Raw genomic sequence first — 20,608 nt, 5'->3', positions numbered from 1 at the left:
TTGCCCAGTAGAGGGTCTGTAAAGCCTGAACGCATCGGCCGCGGGCTTCTTTGGGCCGGTGGTATGGCTCTGGTGGCCTGGCCCCTGGCGGTTGCAGGCTGGTCCTTTGCCATTGAACAGAGCTCGGTGGGTATGGCATTGCCGGATATACGGTCCGGTGGTTGGGAAGTCACCGGAAGCCAGGCTGATATCCGGCCCTCTGTGACCGCCAACAGTGATTCCGCGACCATTGAATTTGCCCCTTCCTCCCTGATTGTGACGGATTATCTGGCTTACACCGGCGCGAAGCAGCCCTTGAAGCTCAACACGCTGCGGACTGACCTCAGCAATTCCATCGTTACCTTCGACTACGGCGCGTCGGGCTCCTGGGCAGAGCGCATTGCGATTGATGGCGATATCGCCGTTACTGCCACGCGTGTGGAGCATCCGATCCTGGTGCCGCAGGCCTGGAATTTCGAGGGCAGGGCAGCTGGCCGTCTGGCTGATCTCAGGGTCCAGGGAACGCTGGTTTCTGCGTCCGGTCTCACGGCCGATCTCGACATCCAGCTTGATCCCGATGGTGGCGTTTCGGTTGCTATCGAGTCTGTTATCGACGGTAAACAGGGCGTTCGGGCCCTGGCAGAAACCCTGGCCGGGTGGCCGGATCTTCTGACAGTCGATTCTGGCAGTGCCCGTTTGTCGATGGACTTCTCTACCGGCGAGGGCGGTGAGCTTGAAGCCAGTGGTAATGCTCAATTGCAGGATGTTGGTGGTGTTTTCAATCGCACTTCGGTGTCCGGGCTCACAGGCCAGGTGCGGGGATCGCTGGAAAATTCACAGATGACGGCCAGTTTCAGGGATATGACCGTTGGCGAGATCAATCCCGGTATTCCGGTCAGCTCGGTTCGTTTTTCCGGGAATTACAACGCGCCGGTGACTGAACTGCTGGCGGGCAGCCTGGAGATTCAGCAGGCCAGAGCCCGGTTCCTGGAAGGTGCACTCAGGATTCCACCCGGCGTGTACGGGCTGGAAGGTGGCTCTGGCCGCATCCCTGTGGACGTTGAGGGCATCTCCCTTGGCCGGCTGATGGCGGTGTACCCGGCGGAGGGGCTCTCAGGGAGCGGGCTTCTTCGCGGGCGAATCCCTCTGGGTATCAGCAGCGATGGCGTTCAGGTAAGTCAGGGAAGTGTCTCGGCGATTGATCCGGGGGGACGCTTACAGCTGCCGGCGGACAAGCTCCAGGCGATGCTCGGTGGCAACCAGGCCATGGACGTTGTGGTTCAGGCGTTGCAAAACTTTCACTACTCAGTGCTTAACAGCACGATAGACTACGATGAACAGGGTAAGTTAACCCTTGGCCTTCGACTTGAGGGCAAGAATCCGGAGCTCAGGGGTGGGCAGCCGGTGGTACTCAATATTAATCTTGAGGAAGACATTCCCGCGCTGCTTACCAGTCTGCAGTTGAGTGGCAGGGTTAATGAAGCCGTTACCAAACGTGTCCGGGAGTTGCTGCAGGAATCCGGTGAGGAGACAGCACCATGAGAAAACCGTTGCGGCCTCGGTGGCCTGAAAGGGCGCCTTTGGCAAGAACACTGATGATAGCGATGCTGCCGCTGGCAATGGCCGCCTGCACACCGACGGTGCAGATGGCGGCACCGAAAGAACCGATTACGGTCAACCTGAACGTGAAAATCCAGCACGAAATCTACGTGAAAGTGGATAAGGAAGTGGACGACCTGTTCAGTGAGCAGGGTCTGTTCTGACTGGGTCCGGAAAGTTTAAGGGGTTGAAGATGAAACGATTGATGCAGATGTTTGCGCTGGTTATGGCGTTTGGTATCAGTGCCTCAGTGCTTGCCATGGGGCTGGACGAGGCCAAACAGAAACTGGACTCGGTCAAGCAGCAGGGACTGGTCGGGGAAACTCCGACAGGCTATCTGGACGTGGTGCGTGCTGAAGGGCAGGCGAAGGAAGTGGTGGAAGCCATTAACAGCGCACGTCGGGATGAGTACAAGCGTATCGCCGAGAAACACAACATTCCGGTCACCCAGGTTGAGACCGTTGCGGGCAAGAAAGCCATCGAGAAAACACCGGCCGGCCAGTATGTGGAAATGGGCGGCAAGTGGGTGAAAAAGTAGCCCGAAGCGGCCGGTTGCAAGCCCCGCTTACCGTTTAACGCTCTTCTGTCTTGGCTTACCGCCTTTGGGCCGTTTGCGCGAGGCAGGCTTTTTGCCAGGCGCGGGCTTGCCTTTAGGGCCGGGCCGCCGACTACCGCCTGGTTTGCCTGGTGCGGATGGGGAGCCAGGCTTGCGATTGGGCTGTGATTTGGCCTTCGCTCCGGGCTTCTTTTTTGCCGGCTTGCCAGCGCTGGGCGGTGCTTCTGAAGAAGAATCCCGGATGGCATCGAACAGCCCGGCCAGCTCTTTCTCGGTCAGGTCCCGCCACTGGCCCACCGCAAGCCCTTTCAGACTCACGTTCATGATCCGGATACGTTCGAGCTTGGTAACCTCGTAGCCAAAATACTCGCACATTCGGCGAATCTGGCGGTTGAGGCCCTGAACCAGGGTGATCCGGAAGACGAACCGGGACTCCCGGGACACCTTGCACTTTTTGGTGACCGTGCCGAGGATCGGAACGCCATTGGCCATCCCCTCGATAAATTCCCCGGTTACCGGTTTGTCGACCGTAACCAGGTATTCCTTTTCGTGGTTGTTGCCCGCCCTCAGGATCTTGTTGACCAGGTCGCCGTTGCTGGTCATGAAAATGAGACCCTGGGAGTCCTTGTCAAGGCGTCCGATCGGGAAGATACGTTCGCTGTGGCCGACAAAACGCTGGATGTTGTGTTTCTCGGCGCTGTCGGTGGTGCTGACAATCCCTACCGGTTTGTTGAGGGCAATGAACACGAGGTCTTCTTCCGCCCGTGGCTCGATCACCTGACCGTTCACTTTGACCGTGTCTCCCGGAAGCACCTGGTCGCCGACAGTCGCGCGCTTGCCGTTGATGTAGACGTTGCCTTGCTCGATATAGCGATCAGCCTCCCTGCGGGAGCACATGCCGCTTTCGCTGATGTATTTGTTGAGCCGGGTGGAATTGCCAGAGGTCATCGGGTGTCCGGTTGCCAGTGAGAATGTCGGGCATCATATCAGCCTGTAACCCCGGTCGCAGCAGGGGTGGTTCTTTCCGGGCGTCTCTGCCATTCTTTGCGCCTGTCCATAAAACCAACAAACCCTGAGCCGCCATGGAAAAGACACGCATCACCATTGTTGCCGTTACCTGCATTGCCCTGTTCTTCCTGACCAACTACCTGTTCCGGTATCTGATCGGATTTACCGGGTTGCTGGCGTCACTGGTCATAGCGGCACTGATTGCCGTCTACATGAGCTTCTCAATCGCGCGAACCCTTGAGCGTTTGCCAATGCCGGAGGAGCGTTCGCGGGCGCTGTGGATCTATGGCGGTTTTCTGGGTGCCCTGTTCGTTGCTTTTGGGGCCTGGATGTTCCTGGACGCCGGCGTGGATTCCGTCACCCTCGCCACCCTGTTTGTTCACTATCTGCCCTATCCGGCACTTGCTCATGCCCTGCTATCGGATAAGGCCGTCGGGATGTTCCTGAAGCAGGATCGTCCTGGCGGGTAAATTGTTATAGTATAACGTTTTGATTCTCAGAGGAGTGCCTCCGGCGCCATGACGCAACCTATTCCTACCAGCCTTATTCTTGGTTTTCTGGGTGTTGGTAAAACCACCGCCATTCTGGATCTTCTGAAAAGCAAACCGGAAAATGAGGTCTGGGCGGTTCTGGTCAACGAGTTCGGCGAGGTGGGTATTGATGGCGCCATGCTGCAAACGGAAGGCGCCTTCATCAAGGAAATACCCGGCGGCTGCATGTGCTGCGTTGCCGGCCTGCCGATGCAGATCGGGCTCAACCAGCTGATTCACAAGGCAAAGCCGGATCGGCTGCTGATTGAACCCACAGGTCTCGGTCACCCCTCGCAGATTCTGGAAACCCTGACCAGCGAGCACTATCGGGATGTGCTCACCATGGGCCCGGTGATCTGCCTGGTGGACCCCCGGAGGCTCGAAGAGCCGAAGGTGCTCGGCAATGTTCAGTTCCGGGATCAGGTGGCTGCGGCGGATATTCTCGTCGCCAACAAGACCGATCTTTGTACCACGGAACAGTTGACCCATTTCGACGACTGGGCGGCACAGCTGGATCCCGGCAAGCGGGCCATTCACCATACCCGGTTCGGACAACTGGCTCCGGGATGGCTGGATGGTCAGTCAGATGCCCTTCCGGTGAACGATCCGGATGCCCACCATCACCACCATCAAAAGACCGCATCGTCGGCACCCGCCATTGATGACGAGCCCTGGCAGCAGATCACCAATCAGGGGCAGGGGCACTTCAGTGTCGGCTGGCGCATCCATCCGGAACTGATCCTGGATGAGAACGCGTTGCTGGTGATGGCCATGGATTCGGATTTTGTTCGCTTCAAGGCGGTCGTTAACACCGCCGACGGCTGGCGGGCGCTTAATGTGGTTGATGGCGCGCTGACCGTTATTCAGGGCGAACCGCAAGCTTATAGCCGGGCGGAGATCATAGCGACCGATCAGATTGACGCCCGGGAACTCGATGCCCGCATGAGGGCGGCCGCGGGACTTGATCCGAGGTGAAAGAGTGAGTCTTTGTCCGGTGTGCGAGCAGGGGAGTCTCTCGGATTTCCGGGTGGTGAAGGGCCCGCGTTACCTTCGATGTGATGTCTGCGAGGCCACGGTGATGGATGCGTCCTGCCGGCTATCGCCCGAGCAGGAACAGGAAATTTACCAACTGCATAACAATGACCCCTCCGATCCGGGGTACCGGACATTTCTCTCGAAACTGACGGAACCTCTTCTTGAGCGTCTGCCATCGGGCGCCAGCGGCCTGGATTTCGGCTGCGGTCCCGGCCCGGCACTGGCGCAGATGCTTGAGACGGAAGGCATGGCAGTCAGTCTCTACGATCCCTACTTTTATCCCTCAGCAGTGGCCCTCAATCAAACCTACGATTTCATAACCTGTACCGAAGTGGTGGAGCATCTTTACGCGCCCGCCGGGGTTTTCAGGGACCTTGATCGAATGCTCAGGCCCGGGGGCTGGCTCGGCGTGATGACCTGCTTCCAGACCGACGATGACCGGTTCGACAACTGGCATTATCGCCGTGACCCGACCCATGTGGTCTTCTACCGGGAATCCACCTTCAAGCTGCTCGCCAACCGGTTCGGCTGGCAACTGGAGATACCGCGAAAGGATGTTGCGCTGTTCCGGAAGCAAGCCTAGGGCTCTTTCCGCGAGCACTCGAGTAGTGCAGGGCAGTGTTCTGCGGAGGTGGCGCCGTCATGATCCAGCAATTCCGACTGACCAAAGCGATCCGGCGCCAGAGAGGCCGCACAGCTTGCAGCCTGCTTTGCTGCGCTGGCACAGCCGCTTGCCTGCAATGCGAAAGCAAGGTTGTTCCAGCCCTCGGCGAATTCTGGAAAACGTTTTACCGTGCGCAGGAAATGCTCCTTTGCTTCGCTTTGGCGGTCCAGCTGCCAGGCAAGGTTGCCTCTGGCCATGGTGGCGGCCGGTTGGTCTGGCCAGGTGGTCTGGGCCGTCTCATAGGCAATGCCCGCGGCGGTGGTTCGGCCGGTTGTCTCAAGGTCATGAGCCGACTGGAGAAAGCGGAGTGGTTTTGCGGTGGCAGGTACCCGGTCCGGGGGAAGAATGGTAACGGCCCAGTTGTCTGCCCGACCCCAGGTATTGCTGAACACCTCCACGTCAATGGCCTCACGCTTACGGGTATCGGTATGGAGTATCAGGTCTCGTTCCCCGGAGTCATAGCCGATGACAACCGCAAAGTGCCACTGGGGCCACCAGCCAAACCTCAGGTTCTGCATCACCAGCACCGGGTTGCCCGAGGCAACCTCGCTCAGCAGGCTTTCAAGTTCTTTCTCCAGAGGGTAAACCAGCATGCCGTGGGCCCGGGCGGCGGCCACCATTTCGACCTGCAGCGATCCCTCACGGCCGGGAATGTAAACGAGCTCTTTCAGGATTTCAGGGTCGGTCTGAAACCCCTGGCTGTTGAGCATCATGGCCAGAGAGGCCGGTCCGCATTGGTATCGTTCCTGGGGATAAAAAGGCACGTCGTCCAGAATGACCCGATCGGGAGTGGAGGGTTGGTCAGTTTCCCGAACGGGCCATTCAGGGGTGCTTGCGCAGCCAGCCAGCAGGCTGACCAGTAACAACACGGTCAGCCTGCCGGGCATGGCTATTGGGGTGGAAAACAGGACTGTCACTGCCCGCCGCTAGCGGATGCAGTTCACGAACGGGAAGATGTTCGTGGCACAAAGCATATCGGTGATAATGAATACCAGCAGGAACAACACGATGATGCCGACCACATCCTGCCCTGCAGGGGCTTCGGCGAGCTGACGTTCAAAATCGGCCAGTTCCGCGGGCGTGAGGTTCTGGATGCGCTCCTTGACCTGATCCTGGCTGACTCCCAGGTCTGCCAGCTTGGCCTGGACATCCTGCCTGTCGAGCATGCCGATCAGCTCCTGTCGATCCAGCTGAACCTGTTGTTGCCCGATCATCTCGCCGGTTCCAACCATGCCGGCGGTTGCGCTGGCTGACCATACAGAACCAAGTGCCATCATCATGGCCATGAAAAAAGAAACGTACCTCAGGTGCTTGCGAATGCCTGACATGGTTCACTCCTGTTGTTGGCTACTTCCGGTGTAGCTGATGTGTTCAGTCACGTTGCATTACCCCGACGATAGAACAACCTGTTGCGTTCCCTCAACATACAAAATGTTCAGGAACCACGCACTTCAAGCTTTCGCTCGGGCCAGTGAAGTATAGCCGAGCGTGTGACCATTCTGGTCGCTAGTTCAGGAAAGGCCTCCCGGATAACGGTGGCGCCGAAGTTTGCCAGAAACGCAGATTTCAATTCCGCCCTGGCCTTCTGGGTGCCCGGTTCCTGGTAGGGCGCAGAGCACAGCAGCAGGAAACCGTCGTCCGGAATCCGGCCGCTGTCCATATTCTTCTTGATAATCCCCGCGGCCTGGCGGATGGGGTGTGACAGATCCGGGCTGTAAGGGCCAATGATCAGTGCGACGTTCGGCGCGTGCAGGAAATCAAAGCCCCTGCCGAGGCAGATTACCCACTCCCGGTGCTCTATGTTCAGTTCCCTATCAAACTGTCGAATCTCATTGATGTGCCGGATGTTGCCCTCAACCAGGGGCAGCAGGTCGCGTTGCACCGGCTCCGGCATATCCGGACAAAGGGCTGCGATTTCGGCGGTCATGTCCCCCAGCCTGGATACTGGGACGGTGGACAGGTCCAGTGTTTGCTCTGGGCTTCCGTGGAGAACCAATGCATCCTCATCACTCTCGAAGCCACACACCAGCGGATAGACCGTTCGGTGGCCGGTGCCAAAAAGTTTCTCAACTTGACTCCTGATCTGGAAGGCATGATTCATGGCCGCTTCACGGTCACAGTCGAAGCCGGCACAGCCCCTCTCCCGGGAGCCTTTTGAGTAGTGGTAGGTGATGATGATCAGTACCCGCCGGCCCTGGTTTACCGCCTGCTGGACCGTATCGGCCAGCATGTCGCCAAGGTAGGGCCAGCCCAGTTCAAAGATCCCGCCAAGGTTCCGGAACGGATGAATGACGCCAAGGGGTGTCTGGGTTACGTAGGGCAGGTGAATGCGGCCGTCCATGCACTTCATGGCAATGATTTGAGTATTGTGCTCTGCCAGATAGCGCTGCCGTGCCAGATGGTTTTCCGGGCTGCAGAAGCTGGCTGAGTGGGCCCGGCTGAGCTCCATCAGCCAGTCGATTCGCTCCGAAATAGGGCGGGCATGGACGGGTGTTGTCATGGCTTTGTCCTGTTATGTTTAGAAGGTCGACAGGCCGGTGGCCTCCATAATCCGGTAGCGCCAGTAGCGAAGCCTGGATTCGTCGGCCCAACGCTCGTAGGGCAGGCTCATCACCGGATCGTCGCCAGGGCCTTTTTGCCATTGCTCGTTAAAGAATTTCCGGGCCCCGTTGGCAACCGGCGACTGCTCCGGCACGGATACCCAGACATCGGTTTCGAGATTCAGGTCATCAAGATTGCGTCGGGTAAAATTCGCCGAACCCAACAGCAGTTCCGTCGCCCCGTTTCCTTTCACCAGCATCAACAGCTTACTGTGACATTGCTCGCCCAGGGTATTACACCAACGGACGGAAATGCCTGCACGGACCAGTTCCATAGCGACCTGGCGGTTCGGAATGCCACTCTTCTGATGGCCGAAGGCTTCGTTGTTGGCATCAAGCAGAACCCGCAGCTCAACACCCCGTTTGGCCGCGCCTATCAAGGCTTCGACAATATCGCGATGTGAGAGATAAAACATGGCCATGTCCAGATGATCACCGGCCGAGGCCTCTTGAATCATGGACAGAGCTTGATCCCGGATTTCCGATTCGGTCAGCACTGCCACCAGGGGGATTTCGGAGTTCTGCGGTTCTCCAGTGACGTCGGGAGCCATGCTGATTGGCTCATCAATGGGCGTGGTGTCCGCTTCGGACATGGCCAGAACGGCGCGCTCGCTTTTCAGCAGATCAATCACTGCAGGCCCCTTGAAACTCAACCCCAGATTGCCGTGCCGGCTGCTGCCGTCGTGAGGATTGGCCGAAGTGACAATGGCTCTCAAGGAACCTCTCTCATCCGCGATTACAAGCTTGCGGTGGTTGGCCTTGAAGTTCAGCAGGGCAAGATAGCTTCGAATGGTAACGGGCTTGGTGCCCAGGGCGTTGTCCAGCCAGCCTCCGTCCTGATTGTTGCCGAACCACTGACAACACAGCCGCCAGATTGAAGACCAGGTGGGATTACTGTCCCGTAGCGGGCGGAGTGCCGTCTCCACAACCGGAATGCCCCCATCGCGCAGGGCTTCAAACCAGGGCGAGGTCGTGCCGCCATACATGGTGTTCAGGGGGTCGGAGATAACCGTAATGGATAGCTCAGGTTTCTCGGCTTTCCTCGCCAGCAGGGCTTCTGTGAGCTGTTGAGCCAGAGGGCGGTGGGCTACATCCTCCGGTTTGGTGCTGTTGAAAAGAAACATGTCGATCAGAATGAACTCGTTGGCCTGTCCGATGAGCCGGAATACCTCGTCGAAGATTTCATGGTCTCGCTCTTCCCGGCCGTCCTGATAGTGACGGGTGACGTCTGTCAGCAGGACGGGTTCCTCCAACGGCACCGCGGTCCCCCGATAGCTGATGCCTGGCGGCATTGGCTTTTGAGTATGGTAAAGGCCGATGCCGGCCAGGGTTAGCAACAGCAGGAGAATCAGTAACTTCAGTGTCATGTGTGTATTTCCATCATCCCTGAGGTAAACGACGGCATAACTATACGTGACCTCTCTCTCAGGTAAACAAACACTTACAAAAAACACCCCGGCCGTTGTATCGAAGTTCCGCCACGCTTTCTAAACTAGTCAGATCAACCATTTATAACAAAGTTGCCTGTGAACGCCATACTCTCTTTCATACCGCGCCTGTTCAGTCTGCGGGCCGTTATTCTCGTTCTGGCTGTTGTGTTTGCCCTCATGGGGGACCAGCTTGCCCTCGTTGGCTGGGCTGACCGTGCGCTATTCAGCATTCTCGGCGTGCCAGAGGGCGCTACCCCGGCCACGATTGTCCCGCAGGAGGCATTCGGGCCGGCCATGGTTGATCGGGGGCTTTCGGAACCACTCTGGTCCGACATGGCAGTGACCGCCGGGCTGGCAATTGCGGCACTGTATCTGGTGCTTGCAATTCCGGCGATGGGCGCAGCCGTTTCTCTGCCTGTCACTCTTTTGCTTGGTGGCTCGCTCGTGGTGATCCAGGCGGCTTTGATGTTCTACCGCAATGCCTGGGTGCCGTTTGGCGTGGTGCTCACGTTGCTGGTGGTCGGTTACGTGGTGATGCTGTTCTGGCTGCAGCCCCGCAAACACATCCGTGCCCTGACCGACAATGTGCGCGATGCGCGGCTAAAGCTGGCCAAGGTGTTTCTGCAGCAAGGCCATACAGACGAGGCCCTCGAGGCGCTGGATCGCTGCCCCGACTGTGAGAGCGAGATCGAGCTGCGCTACGACGTCGCCATCCAGCAGGAGCGCAAGCGCCAGTACGACAAGGCGGTCAGCACCTACCGCAGTATTCAGGAGCGAAAGAAAGGTTTTCGGGATACCGCCGCAAGGCTGTCGGCACTGGAGAAGCTCGCACCGGATAACTCGTTGATGCAGGGAGGGAGTTTTGACAATACCCGCACCCTGTTGATGCCGGAACCCTCAGTGAGCCGCCCGACTCTCGGACGATACGAGATCGAGAGGGAGATTGGCCGAGGTGCCATGGGCGTGGTCTATCTGGGCAAGGACCCGAAGATTGCCCGTACCGTTGCCATCAAGACACTGAGCTACCAGGCGTTCGATGATGGCCAGCTTCAGGATCTCAAGGAGCGATTCTTCCGGGAGGCAGAAGCCGCTGGCCGCCTGAGCCACCCGGCTATCGTCACCGTGTATGACGTTGGCGAGGAGGCAGACCTCGCCTACATTGCCATGGACTATGCCAAGGGGCGTCCACTCAGTGAGTTCGGCAGAGCCGGCCGGTTACTGCCCCTGCCCAAAGTGCTGGATATCGTTGCCCGCGTGGCGGACGCCCTGGCCTACGCTCACAGCCAGAAAATCGTCCACCGCGACATCAAGCCCGGGAATATCATCTTCAATCCCGACAATGGCGATATAAAGATCACCGATTTCGGCATTGCCAAGATCTCAGATGACTCGCGAACCCGCACCGGCGCGGTAATGGGCAGCCCATTGTACATGTCGCCGGAGCAGTTGAAGGGTCAGAAGGTAACCGGTGCCTCCGATATCTACAGCCTGGGCGTTACGCTTTATAAGCTGGTGAGCGGCGAAACACCCTATCAGGGCGATACCCTGGCCAACCTGACCTACCAGATTCTCAACAAGCGCCCGCGCAGCGTCCGTGAGTTCAACGCAGAACTGCCCAATGGTGTGGTCCGTCTGATCAACAAAGCCATCCAGCGCGAGCCGGACAAGCGATTTGCCAGCGCAGCCACCATGGCCGAGGCCGTGCGTCGTCTGGCCGTTCGCGAAGCTGGCCAGGAGGTGTCCTGATGCGATATCACGTTGCCGGCCAGAGTCACCGGGGAGCCGTCCGGGAGTCGAATCAGGACGTTGTCGACTGGCGGATCAATGATGCCGGTGATCAGGTGCTACTGGTGATTGCCGATGGCATGGGCGGTCATCAGGGGGGCGAGGTTGCCAGTCGTCTTGCGGTTGACGCCGTTATCGAGTCCCTGGAGCCGGAGATTGCCGCAGCGTCGACCGGCACTACAAATGATGCCATCCAGAAACGCCTGGAGCGGGCTTTTGCGTTGGCCAATGAGCGGATAGTAAGCCACCGTTCCGGGGATCCAAGACTTGAAAAGATGGGCACCACACTGGTGGTGGCCTGGGTGAGTGGCAACCAGGCGCATATTGCTCACATTGGCGATTCCCGGTGCTACAGCCTGCGTGGCAGCCAGGCGCTGTGTCTCACGCGGGACGATACCGTGGTCCAGAATATGCTGGAAGACGGCAGCATTACCAGGGCCGACGTGCCCAATGTACCGTTCCGGAATGTCCTGACCAGGGCCGTGGGAGTGGTGGAGCAGGCGGCCCCCAGTTATCGGCGTGAAACGCTCGATGAAGGAGATGTGCTGCTGCTGTGTTCCGATGGGTTAACTGATTTGGTTCCGGAATACCGGTGGCTTGAAATCCATAAGGAAAGTGACGGCATGGAGCGCACGGTTCAGGCACTGATTGATGCCGGCCTGGCAAACGAGGCCGGTGACAATGTGTCTGTGGTATTACTGACGTTGGAGTATTGAGGAAACTGACATGGCTTCGCTTTCGCAACTGGTGGATAACGTTGTTGTTAACACCTTTGAACTCGGCCGACCGGAAACACGCATCGGTCGGCGCCCGGACAACGATATCCAGATTGATGAAATTTCTGTGAGCGGCCAGCACGCCCTGATAGAAGCGGTGCCCAATGCCTATCTGGAAGGTACGGTGGATTACTACATTACCGACAGCAACAGCACCAATGGCACTTTTGTGAACGAATTGCGGGTTGCTGACCGCCAGCGTCTTAACAGCAACGACATGGTGCGCATTGGCTGGAACGAGTTCCGCTTCATTGATGAAGAAGAGCAGGCACTGGAAAAAACCGCCTACATCCTCGACTGACAGGAACGGACGGCCCCCGTTTTACCGGATCCGATCCTGGACAAACCGGCTGAAACGGGGGAGCAGTGAAGACGCATCCGGCGCTGGCCTCACGGCGGCGATCAGGGCCTCCGCATCGAGCCCTTCGCGGAGCAGATCGGGGGCCTGTACTTTCAGGTAGGCGCTCATGATGGTGTCCGTGAATTCCGGATGGAACTGCACGCCCCAGGCGCAGGGGCCAATTCTGAAAGCCTGATGGGGCTCGAACTGGTTGCGTCCCAGCAACACCGCACCTTCAGGCAGGCGTAACACTGATTGCCGGTGTGTCAGCTGGGCCGGGAATTTTTCCGGTAGCTCCCGGAAAAGGGCATCCGAGGCGGCCTCGGGAAGGAGCTCAACCTCGTGGGTGCCGGTTTCCCGGCCATTCGGATGGTAACCCGCTTCCCCGCCCAGTGCGTGCGCCAGTAACTGGTGGCCATAGCAGACGCCGAGCACAGGAATTTCGCTTCTGACTGCTTTGGCGAGCCAGCGCCCCGCGTTCTCGCTCCATTCGGCCTTATCGCTCACCATGGCAGGAGAGCCAGTCACCAAGATGCCGTCCCAGTCTTCCGGATTCCCGGGCAGTTCACCGGCCTCGGCATCGGCAACGGTAATATCCAGCTCGTCTGACAACCCGCGCAGGAACCACTCGTCAAAATCGCCAAACCTTGCCCGAATGTCCGGGTAGGTGGTGCCTGTTTTAAGGACCACCACGCGCGCCTTGCGGTTTGTGGGAGCGTTCTGTTGCATGGTGCTATCTTCCTGCGCGGCCGGCGGCCCGGGTTGTTTACTGCTCTGGCAGTTCGGCGTTGTGGAACACGTTCTGCACGTCGTCCAGTTCGTTCAGCATGTCGAGGAATTTCTCGAACATGGGGATGTCGTCGCCTTCCACCATTGTGGTGGTTTTGGGCAGGAACTGGATTTCATCCACTTCAAAATCGATGTCTTCGATTGCGTCCACAAGTGCCTGGCGAGCCTTGGCGTATTCGGTGTTCGGTGTGAACACGGTAATCAGGCCATCTTCGTTCTCGATGTCGGTTACATCGACATCCGCTTCCATCAGCGCCTCGAGTACGGCTTCTTCATCCTCGCCCTTGAACGCAAAAATAGCGCTGTGGTCGAACATGTGAGACACGGCTCCGGGCGTGCCGATCTTGCACTTGGTCTTGGTGAATGCCAGGCGCACATCGCCGAACGTACGGTTCGGGTTATCGGTCAGGCAGTCCACGATCACCATGCAGTTACCTGGTCCGTAGCCTTCGTAGCGAGCCGCGGCATAGTCCTCGCCAGCGCCACCCTTGGCCTTGTCGATGGCTTTTTCGATGACGTGAGAGGGTACCTGATCTTTCTTGGCCCGCTCGATCAGTCCGCGCAGGGACAGGTTGGCCTGGGGATCGGGGCCTCCGGACTTGGCGCTCATGTAAATCTCGCGGCCGTACTTGCTGTAGACCTTGGTTTTCGCCGCAGCCGTCTTGGCCATGGATTCTTTGCGGTTCTGGTAGGCTCTGCCCATCTGCGCTGCCTCTTGGTTCTCTGGAAAAGGCCGGATTTTACTCAACATTGCCGGTTTGGGACAGGCTTATTTGGTCCCTGTTCCGGGATGGTTTTCACGATTCGCCAATACCAAGGTGCTAGCAGGACAGCACTTTTGATGCACAGACCTATCGGCAAGCCACTGCTAGCGTGAGAGAACAACTGACGGGCGTCGGGGAGCAGAATGCAAAGACAAAGCGCAACGCAGACAATGGTTCGGATGCTGGTTCTGTGCCTGATCTTTTCATGCTCGTTCGCGAGTGCCGGGGATAACGAGAACGGCGATCAGGACCAGGTGGCACGGGACATGATCCGGGTTCTCAACGCTTATGTCGTCTACAAGATGGGGCAATATGAATCGGCCTTCGAGAAGTATCTGGAGCTGGCAGAGGAGGGTAGCCGCCAGGGCATGCTGAATGTGGCCAACATGTATGCCCAGGGGCAGGGAGTTGAGCAGAGCGATGATCGGGCCTTCTACTGGTATCGGCGCTCTGCCGAGGATGGGGATGTTATCAGTATGGTGGAAGTTGCACGGGCCTATGATTCCGGGCGTGGTGTTCAAAGGGATACCGCCAAAGCTTGGGAATGGTTGCTGCGGGCTGCAACGGCCGGCAGTGAAGATGCCCAGTGGGAAATTGGCAGGCGACTGTATGATCAGGGTAACCGGCCTGACGGATTTTGCTGGATCAGACTGGCGGCTGTGGAAGGCGGTCAGCCTGCAGCGCAGCAGTTTCTTTCAGAATTAAAAGAGAAGGAGCCGTCCGCACGACCCCGCATCAGTGAAACGTGTCCGCAGGATTAAAGACTCGTCACATTGTTGTCGGGGAGCATGGAAATTGATCTCTGACAGGTTTTTCTCAGTCAACAAGGGAGTATGCTGGAATCATAGATCAGGGATGCCTGTAAAGGTGTCGACTGTTTTCTATAGGGCAGTTCCTGAAGCCGGGGATGGTCGGGCTGATGATGGAGGCTACTTCAATGAAACAGATCGTGATCTATTCTGCAGCGCTTGCACTGGCGCTGACGTTACCGCTCTCAACTACCTTTGCTGCTGACCAGGACCAGGATCGTGACCAGACGCAATTGCAGGACCAAACGCGGCAAAAGGACCGTGACGGTTATCCAATTACCGGTTACGACATGATGACCGATCAGGAGCGAAAGCAATTTCAGGACCAGATGCGTTCCATGGATTCCATGGCAGAGCGCCAAGCCTACCGTGAGCAACATCATGAGAGAATGGTGGAACGAGCCCGCGCCCAAGGTATTGATGTTGAAAATCTGCCCCCCACCGCAGCGGGTCGTCCCGATGATAAGGGTATGATGGACGAGGATAAGATGGGGTCCGAAGGCATGGGCAGTGGAGGCATGGGCAGTGGAGGCATGGGTGGTGGAAGCCACGGTGGCGGCCAGGGAGGTAGCAAATAGAACTGGCTCCTCCTATCCACCGGTCCTGCCCTCTGCAGGATAGGATTTGAAACACAGAAGCGGCAGCCGTGAGGCTGCTGCTTCCTGTTGGTGTTAAACGTAGTCTACCGGCCGTCGGTAGCTGTCCTGTGTAACCAGATCAATCCCGCAATCCATCTCGCTCACCCAGTTCAGGAAACGATCCACCATAACGGGGCCCTCAAAGCGCTTTCCATGCTGAGGGACGATCATGGCTACGTCCATGTCGCGAACCATGTTCGCCCACAGCTGACACACCTTCTTTGATGCGATATATCGGCGGTGGAAGCCAATCATGCTGGGTATGTGCTTGTCGAAATCCTTAACGGGCAGGTGATCGTCTTCGCCACCCATGGAGGCTCCAAGGTCACCGGAGAACAGAATTTTGGAGACGGGGTCATAGAACTGCAGGTTGCCCACTGAATGCATGAAGTGGGCCGGGATGCACTGCAGATAGGACTCGCCAAACTTCACGTTGGCACCGGCATCCGGAATGCTGATGATGCGATCGTACACGCTGCCGCTGAGCTGGTTGGTCACATAGCTGGAAACAAGGTGCGGAAGGAAACGGGCCCAGAGTTTTGAGGTGACGATTTTGGCACGGGTATGAACGATCCAGCGGTCGATGGCGCCGATAATGTCAGGGTCCTGGTGAGAGGCGAACACGTAGTCCATGTCCCGGATGTTCATGTAGCGTGATGCCGCCACAGACAGCGGGGTATAAGTGAGGTCTCCGCCCGGGTCGATCAGTGCCTCGTGTTTGCCGTCGACAATCAGGAACTGGTTGGACTGGACGCCCTCGCCGGTTACCAGGGAATCGAACATCAGGCATTTGTGGTGTCCGTTATCGAACAGGACAATAGGCTCGGCTGCCATTTCGGTCTCCCGCAGAATACAGTTTGATCCGGCCGGAATGGCCGGATATTGCAAGCTGCGCGGAGATTACAAAATTGACAAAAGCTAACTCTTGCCTCAGGTCAATTCTCTGATATTCCTCAAGTAACGATTTGTTGTTACCGACTTTCAGGCCAGCTGAGGTACCCGTTTGATTCCGCGGCGAATGCCCTGTTCAAGGGCGCTGCTGACGACCTTCCCGGTGAACGGTACGATGTCTTCAAAGCTGATGGTGTAGTTCACCCGGGTATGGCCTTCCGGTGTGTCCTCGAAACGGATTCTCCCCAGATGGTTGCGGATAGGGCTCATGCTGGTGATGGTGTATTCGATCAATGAATCCGGCTCGAAGCTGGTCACCGTTTCTTCCAGGCCGACCGGCCCGATGCCGATCTTGCGAACAGAGCCGATGCCGTTGGGATCAGCCTGATCGCTGTCCTTGATTCGTTTGACCGGGGCTCCCAGCAGTTTTCCGAAACGGTAGTGGTCGGCGAACAGGGCAAAGACCCGTCGTCGCGGGACATCAAAGGTTTCATCGATTTCAATGGTGTACATGGCCATGGGCTCACTCTTTTTGTCAGTTGATGCCCCCAGCCTAACCCCTTGGCTCCTACAACAAAAGTCGTAGAAAGCGGCAGGTCGTAATCTGGCCTCCGGCGACGGGTCAGTGCCGTGCGGTATGCCGGTAGTCCCGGGGTGATTGGCCCATTACCTTTTTGAAAAGCCGGGAAAAATAGTAGGCGTCGTCGTAGCCCAGCCGTCGGCTGATGTCCGCAAAGCTCAGGCTGCTGGTATCCAGCATCTGGCAGGCCCGCTCTACCTTGAGGTGCAGGAAGTGCTGGATCGGGGAGGTGCCTGTCTGTTCCCGATAGCGGGTGGCAAAATGAGCGGGAGACAGGCCGGCAAGATCAGCGAGTTGCTCCAGGCTGATACGCTCATCCAGATGTTCCCTCATATAGTTGTGGATGGTTTCCAGTTCTGCCTGCCGTTCGTGCCCGGTCTCGTCTGCGTTGATCGGAACCGCCGCCAACAGTTGCCGAAGCCTGTTGGCCGCGTGAATCAGGCCGCGGGCCCGGAAGCCGGTCTGTCGCACTGATAGCAGACCGTTGAAGTCAACCAGCAGCCGGGGTTGCCGGCCCAGGTGGCGAATGCGGGTCGGGCCATCAAACCCCATATATTTTCTGAAATCCTCCGCCAGCGGCCCTGTGTAGTGCACCCAGTGGATGGTCCAGGGGTTGTCCGGATCGGCGGTATAGCGGTGGTTGGCACCGGCCGGCAGAAGCAGCAGGTCGCCAGCCTCCACCGTATAGGGCTCGCCGCCAACGTTCAGGAAGGCTCGCCCCTCCGTGCAGTAGATCAAAAGATTGTCGTGATGGTGCTCCCGGTGCATATGGTGCCCCACGGCGCGGCGGTAGTGGCCGAACGCCAGGGGGTACAGGTCCCGGGTGAGTGGATGGCTCGCGAGTAGTCTGATGATCGGCTCAGGCACCACATAGCGAATGCTGTCTTTGGGCACCGGCCACTGTGAGGTTTGGGTCATTTCTGATCTTGTTTGGTTGAGCTTTATCGAAAGATAGTCCATCACGGGCGAAATTTAGTCAATCACCCCTTGGTCGATCCCGTGCTAGCCTTTGGTTAAACGTGGCCGCAGCCCTATGGTTCCGGCCGGCTTCCCGCACAACAACAAACAGGGACATCAACATGAAAAATGTACCGCTGTATCTCGCAGGTGAGTTTGTCGATAGCCAAACCAGTGAATGGATCGACGTCACCAACCCCGCCACCAACGAAGTGATTGCCAAGGCGCCGTGCACCACCAATGCGGAAATGCGCAAGGCCATCGAAAGCGCCGGCGAAATGTTCAAGACCTGGAAGGAAGTGCCTGTTTCAGAGCGCGCCCGGGTCATGCTTCGTTACCAGGCTCTGCTGAAAGAGCATCACGATGAGATCGCCGAAATCCTGGCCCAGGAAACCGGCAAGACCTTTGACGACGCCAAAGGTGATGTCTGGCGTGGCATTGAAGTGGTCGAGCACGCTGCCAACGTTGCCTCCATGATGATGGGCGAGACCGTTGAAAACGTGGCCCGTGAAGTGGACACCCATTCCTGGATCCAGCCGCTGGGCGTGTGCGCGGGTATCACCCCGTTCAACTTCCCGGCCATGATTCCGCTGTGGATGTTCCCCATGGCCATTGCCTGCGGTAACACCTTTATCCTGAAGCCGTCCGAGCAGGATCCGCTGACGCCTATGCGCCTTGCGGAGCTGTTCGAGGAAGCTGGTGCGCCGAAGGGCGTCCTACAGGTGGTTCACGGCGGCAAGGAGCAGGTTGATGTGCTGCTGACCGACCCCGCCATCAAGGCCGTTTCTTTTGTAGGTTCTGTACCGGTAGGCCGTTACATCTACGAAACCGGCACTCGCAACATGAAGCGTGTACAGAGCTTCGCTGGCGCCAAGAACCACATGGTTATCCTGCCGGATGCTGACAAGCAACAGGTGATCAATGCCCTGGTCGGCGCCTCCGTGGGTGCGGCTGGTCAGCGCTGCATGGCTATTTCTGTCGCCGTTTTTGTAGGCGAAGCCCAGCAGTGGATTCCCGAGCTGAAAGAAGCCATGGCGAAAGTACGCCCTGGTGCGTGGAACGATTCCGGTGCCAGCTACGGCCCGATCATCTCCGCCAAGGCGAAAGACCGTATTGAATCTCTTATTGCGACTGGCGAAGCCCAGGGCGCCAAGCTGCTGCTGGACGGCCGTGGTTGCACGGTAGACGGTTTGCCGGACGGCAACTGGGTTGGCCCGACGCTGTTCTCAGGTGTGACCACCGAAATGGACATCTATAACGAAGAGATCTTTGGTCCGGTGCTGTCCTGCGTGGAAACCGACACGCTCGGCGATGCCATCGAACTGGTCAACAAGAGCCCATACGGCAACGGTGTCTCCATCTTCACCAGTTCCGGTGGTGCAGCGCGTCGCTTCCAGCACGAGATCGACGTAGGCCAGGTGGGTGTGAACATTCCCATTCCTGTGCCTCTGCCGTTCTTCTCGTTCACCGGCTGGAAGGGCTCCTTCTACGGTGATCAGCATGCCTACGGCAAGCAGGCGGTTCGCTTCTACACTGAGACCAAAACGGTTACCTCCCGCTGGTTCTCCAGTGAAGCAACCAGCACCGAAGCGAACTTCTCTATCCAGTTGCGTTAATTGCGTTGAAGGTGGGGTATTTGGGCCGGAACCCGTTTCCGGCCCCTTGTTTTCCCCGCCCAATGCCAAGCCCTATCTATCTGGAGCGTAACGATGGACTTTAACCTCTCCGAAGATCAGCTGGCGTTTCGCGATGCGGCGCGGGCGTTTGCGGAAAAATCCATGGCGCCTCACGCGGCTAAGTGGGATGACGAGCATATCTTTCCGGTCGATATGATGAAGGAAGCCGGCGAGATGGGCTTCATGGGTATGTACACTCCCGAAGCACTTGGCGGCATGGGTCTGTCCCGGCTCGACACCTCGGTCATCGTGGAAGAACTCGCCGCTGCGTGTCCTTCCACCGCTGCGTTTATCACCATCCACAACATGGCTACCTGGATGGTGGCCAGCTTTGCCTCGGACGATCTCAAACAGGAAATCGTGCCAAAACTTGCCAGCGGCGAGTGGCTCGCCTCCTACTGCCTGACCGAGCCGGGTGCCGGCTCAGACGCGGCCAGCCTTCGTACCAGGGCCGAGCGCGATGGTGACAGCTATGTGATCAATGGCAGTAAGGTATTTATCTCTGGCGCTGGAGCGACCGACATTCTGGTTCTGATGGCGCGGACCGGAGCGCCGGATTCCGGTTACAAGGGTATTTCCACCTTTGTGATTCCGGCAGATGCCGATGGCGTTTCTTACGGCAAGAACGAAGAAAAAATGGGCTGGCACAGTCAGCCGACCCGGATGATCAGCCTCGAGAATGTGCGCATTCCGGCCAGCAACCGTGTCGGTGAAGAGGGCGATGGGTTTGCCATCGCCATGAAAGGCCTTGATGGCGGGCGGCTGAATATCGCCACCTGTTCCCTCGGCGGAGCGCAGGCGGCTCTGCTGCGGGCCCGTAATTACATGCACGAGCGCGAACAGTTTGGCAAACCGCTGGCGGCGTTCCAGGCTTTGCAGTTCAAGCTGGCCGATATGGCCACCAACCTGGTCGCAGCGCGGCAGATGGTTCGTCTGGGTGCCTTCAAACTCGACAATGCCGACCCGGAAGCGACATTGCATTGCGCCATGGCCAAGCGGTTCGCCACCGATGCTTGTTTTGAGGTGGTCAACGAGGCACTGCAGCTTCACGGCGGTTATGGCTACATTCGCGAATACCCGCTTGAGCGCTACCTGCGCGACCTGCGGGTGCACCAGATCCTGGAAGGCACCAACGAAATCATGCGTCTTATTGTTGCCCGTCGCCTGCTCGATGACGGCGTGGCTGAAGCGATTCAATAAGG

Annotated in this window: 23 protein-coding genes; 13 read left to right on the top strand and 10 right to left on the bottom strand. The window is 58.0% G+C overall.

What is annotated here, in order from left to right; all coding sequences use genetic code 11:
* From A8B84_RS08200 to A8B84_RS08190, 3 genes are read left to right on the top strand one after another with little or no spacing between them, the layout of a single operon-like run.
* A complete protein-coding gene (locus tag A8B84_RS08200; protein WP_227512639.1) occupies positions 1–1,521 on the top strand; it encodes a YdbH domain-containing protein in 1,521 nt (506 codons plus the stop codon).
* Positions 1,518–1,742 (top strand): YnbE family lipoprotein, encoded by a 225-nt coding sequence (locus tag A8B84_RS08195; protein ID WP_192875816.1) that lies wholly within the window; start codon positions 1,518–1,520, stop codon positions 1,740–1,742. The genes A8B84_RS08200 and A8B84_RS08195 overlap by 4 nt, the downstream gene beginning before the upstream one ends.
* Before the next feature lie 29 nt (positions 1,743–1,771).
* Complete coding sequence (locus A8B84_RS08190) at positions 1,772–2,116, top strand: YdbL family protein (RefSeq protein WP_064227208.1); 345 nt, start codon at positions 1,772–1,774, stop codon at positions 2,114–2,116.
* 27 nt (positions 2,117–2,143) lie between these two features.
* Here A8B84_RS08190 and rluF read toward each other — a convergent pair whose 3' ends face one another.
* Positions 2,144–3,082 carry a 23S rRNA pseudouridine(2604) synthase RluF gene (rluF, locus tag A8B84_RS08185; RefSeq protein ID WP_064227209.1) on the bottom strand — a complete coding sequence of 313 codons (939 nt, stop codon included), beginning with the start codon at positions 3,080–3,082 and terminating at the stop codon, positions 2,144–2,146.
* Positions 3,083–3,216: 134 nt separating this feature from the next.
* Here rluF and A8B84_RS08180 point away from each other — a divergent pair, with 134 nt between their 5' ends.
* The 3 genes from A8B84_RS08180 (at position 3,217) to A8B84_RS08170 (ending at position 5,290) form a co-directional block, all read left to right on the top strand.
* Positions 3,217–3,612, top strand: a complete 396-nt coding sequence (locus A8B84_RS08180) for a hypothetical protein (protein ID WP_064227210.1) — start codon at positions 3,217–3,219, stop codon at positions 3,610–3,612.
* Between the two features lie 48 nt (positions 3,613–3,660).
* Positions 3,661–4,647, top strand: a complete 987-nt coding sequence (locus tag A8B84_RS08175) for a CobW family GTP-binding protein (RefSeq protein ID WP_064227211.1) — start codon at positions 3,661–3,663, stop codon at positions 4,645–4,647.
* A 103-nt stretch (positions 4,648–4,750) separates the two neighbouring features.
* The gene (locus tag A8B84_RS08170; protein WP_264753891.1) at positions 4,751–5,290 is read left to right on the top strand and encodes a class I SAM-dependent methyltransferase; all 540 of its coding nucleotides are present in this window, start codon (positions 4,751–4,753) and stop codon (positions 5,288–5,290) included.
* Here the strand turns inward: A8B84_RS08170 and A8B84_RS08165 are convergent.
* From A8B84_RS08165 to A8B84_RS08150, 4 genes are all read right to left on the bottom strand, one after another.
* Positions 5,287–6,288 (bottom strand): PA2778 family cysteine peptidase, encoded by a 1,002-nt coding sequence (locus tag A8B84_RS08165; protein WP_227512641.1) that lies wholly within the window; start codon positions 6,286–6,288, stop codon positions 5,287–5,289. The two genes, A8B84_RS08170 and A8B84_RS08165, sit on opposite strands and share 4 nt — an antisense overlap.
* 9 nt (positions 6,289–6,297) lie before the next feature.
* The gene (locus A8B84_RS08160; protein ID WP_064227213.1) at positions 6,298–6,699 is read right to left on the bottom strand and encodes a PA2779 family protein; all 402 of its coding nucleotides are present in this window, start codon (positions 6,697–6,699) and stop codon (positions 6,298–6,300) included.
* A 107-nt stretch (positions 6,700–6,806) separates the two neighbouring features.
* Positions 6,807–7,871 (bottom strand): carboxysome shell carbonic anhydrase domain-containg protein, encoded by a 1,065-nt coding sequence (locus tag A8B84_RS08155; RefSeq protein WP_064227214.1) that lies wholly within the window; start codon positions 7,869–7,871, stop codon positions 6,807–6,809.
* 18 nt (positions 7,872–7,889) lie between these two features.
* Positions 7,890–9,338 (bottom strand): phospholipase D family protein, encoded by a 1,449-nt coding sequence (locus A8B84_RS08150; RefSeq protein ID WP_064227215.1) that lies wholly within the window; start codon positions 9,336–9,338, stop codon positions 7,890–7,892.
* Between the two features lie 159 nt (positions 9,339–9,497).
* Here A8B84_RS08150 and A8B84_RS08145 point away from each other — a divergent pair, with 159 nt between their 5' ends.
* The 3 genes from A8B84_RS08145 to A8B84_RS08135 are packed head-to-tail and all read left to right on the top strand — an operon-like array spanning position 9,498 to position 12,263.
* Positions 9,498–11,147 carry a serine/threonine-protein kinase gene (locus A8B84_RS08145; RefSeq protein WP_064227216.1) on the top strand — a complete coding sequence of 550 codons (1,650 nt, stop codon included), beginning with the start codon at positions 9,498–9,500 and terminating at the stop codon, positions 11,145–11,147.
* Positions 11,147–11,902: a protein phosphatase 2C domain-containing protein gene (locus tag A8B84_RS08140; protein WP_064227217.1), complete on the top strand. Its 756-nt coding sequence runs from the start codon at positions 11,147–11,149 to the stop codon at positions 11,900–11,902. The genes A8B84_RS08145 and A8B84_RS08140 overlap by 1 nt, the downstream gene beginning before the upstream one ends.
* Positions 11,903–11,912: 10 nt before the next feature.
* The gene (locus A8B84_RS08135; protein ID WP_064227218.1) at positions 11,913–12,263 is read left to right on the top strand and encodes an FHA domain-containing protein; all 351 of its coding nucleotides are present in this window, start codon (positions 11,913–11,915) and stop codon (positions 12,261–12,263) included.
* A gap of 21 nt (positions 12,264–12,284) precedes the next feature.
* Here A8B84_RS08135 and A8B84_RS08130 read toward each other — a convergent pair whose 3' ends face one another.
* Positions 12,285–13,031, bottom strand: coding sequence for a glutamine amidotransferase (locus tag A8B84_RS08130; RefSeq protein WP_064227219.1), 747 nt, complete (start codon positions 13,029–13,031; stop codon positions 12,285–12,287).
* Positions 13,032–13,068: 37 nt separating this feature from the next.
* Positions 13,069–13,794 (bottom strand): YebC/PmpR family DNA-binding transcriptional regulator, encoded by a 726-nt coding sequence (locus A8B84_RS08125; RefSeq protein ID WP_008175958.1) that lies wholly within the window; start codon positions 13,792–13,794, stop codon positions 13,069–13,071.
* 204 nt (positions 13,795–13,998) lie between these two features.
* Here A8B84_RS08125 and A8B84_RS08120 point away from each other — a divergent pair, with 204 nt between their 5' ends.
* Entirely contained in the window at positions 13,999–14,616 is a 618-nt protein-coding gene (locus tag A8B84_RS08120) for a tetratricopeptide repeat protein (RefSeq protein WP_227512642.1), read from the top strand.
* Between the two features lie 176 nt (positions 14,617–14,792).
* The gene (locus A8B84_RS08115; RefSeq protein WP_064227504.1) at positions 14,793–15,242 is read left to right on the top strand and encodes a hypothetical protein; all 450 of its coding nucleotides are present in this window, start codon (positions 14,793–14,795) and stop codon (positions 15,240–15,242) included.
* A gap of 93 nt (positions 15,243–15,335) precedes the next feature.
* Here A8B84_RS08115 and A8B84_RS08110 read toward each other — a convergent pair whose 3' ends face one another.
* The 3 genes from A8B84_RS08110 to A8B84_RS08100 form a co-directional block, all read right to left on the bottom strand.
* Positions 15,336–16,136 (bottom strand): MBL fold metallo-hydrolase, encoded by an 801-nt coding sequence (locus A8B84_RS08110; protein ID WP_064227221.1) that lies wholly within the window; start codon positions 16,134–16,136, stop codon positions 15,336–15,338.
* Between the two features lie 147 nt (positions 16,137–16,283).
* Positions 16,284–16,712 (bottom strand): SRPBCC family protein, encoded by a 429-nt coding sequence (locus A8B84_RS08105; protein ID WP_064227222.1) that lies wholly within the window; start codon positions 16,710–16,712, stop codon positions 16,284–16,286.
* A 103-nt stretch (positions 16,713–16,815) separates the two neighbouring features.
* Positions 16,816–17,691: an AraC family transcriptional regulator gene (locus A8B84_RS08100; protein WP_064227223.1), complete on the bottom strand. Its 876-nt coding sequence runs from the start codon at positions 17,689–17,691 to the stop codon at positions 16,816–16,818.
* A 161-nt stretch (positions 17,692–17,852) separates the two neighbouring features.
* Here A8B84_RS08100 and A8B84_RS08095 point away from each other — a divergent pair, with 161 nt between their 5' ends.
* Both A8B84_RS08095 and A8B84_RS08090 read left to right on the top strand, forming a co-directional pair.
* A complete protein-coding gene (locus tag A8B84_RS08095; RefSeq protein ID WP_064227224.1) occupies positions 17,853–19,346 on the top strand; it encodes a CoA-acylating methylmalonate-semialdehyde dehydrogenase in 1,494 nt (497 codons plus the stop codon).
* Between the two features lie 93 nt (positions 19,347–19,439).
* Complete coding sequence (locus A8B84_RS08090) at positions 19,440–20,606, top strand: acyl-CoA dehydrogenase family protein (RefSeq protein ID WP_064227225.1); 1,167 nt, start codon at positions 19,440–19,442, stop codon at positions 20,604–20,606.
* The last annotated feature ends 2 nt before the right edge of the window (positions 20,607–20,608 follow it).

Origin of the sequence: Marinobacter sp. EhC06 (genome assembly GCF_001650915.1) — a bacterium.
In the GTDB taxonomy this organism is placed as follows: domain Bacteria; phylum Pseudomonadota; class Gammaproteobacteria; order Pseudomonadales; family Oleiphilaceae; genus Marinobacter.
This window is presented reverse-complemented; position numbering and strand designations above follow the sequence as displayed.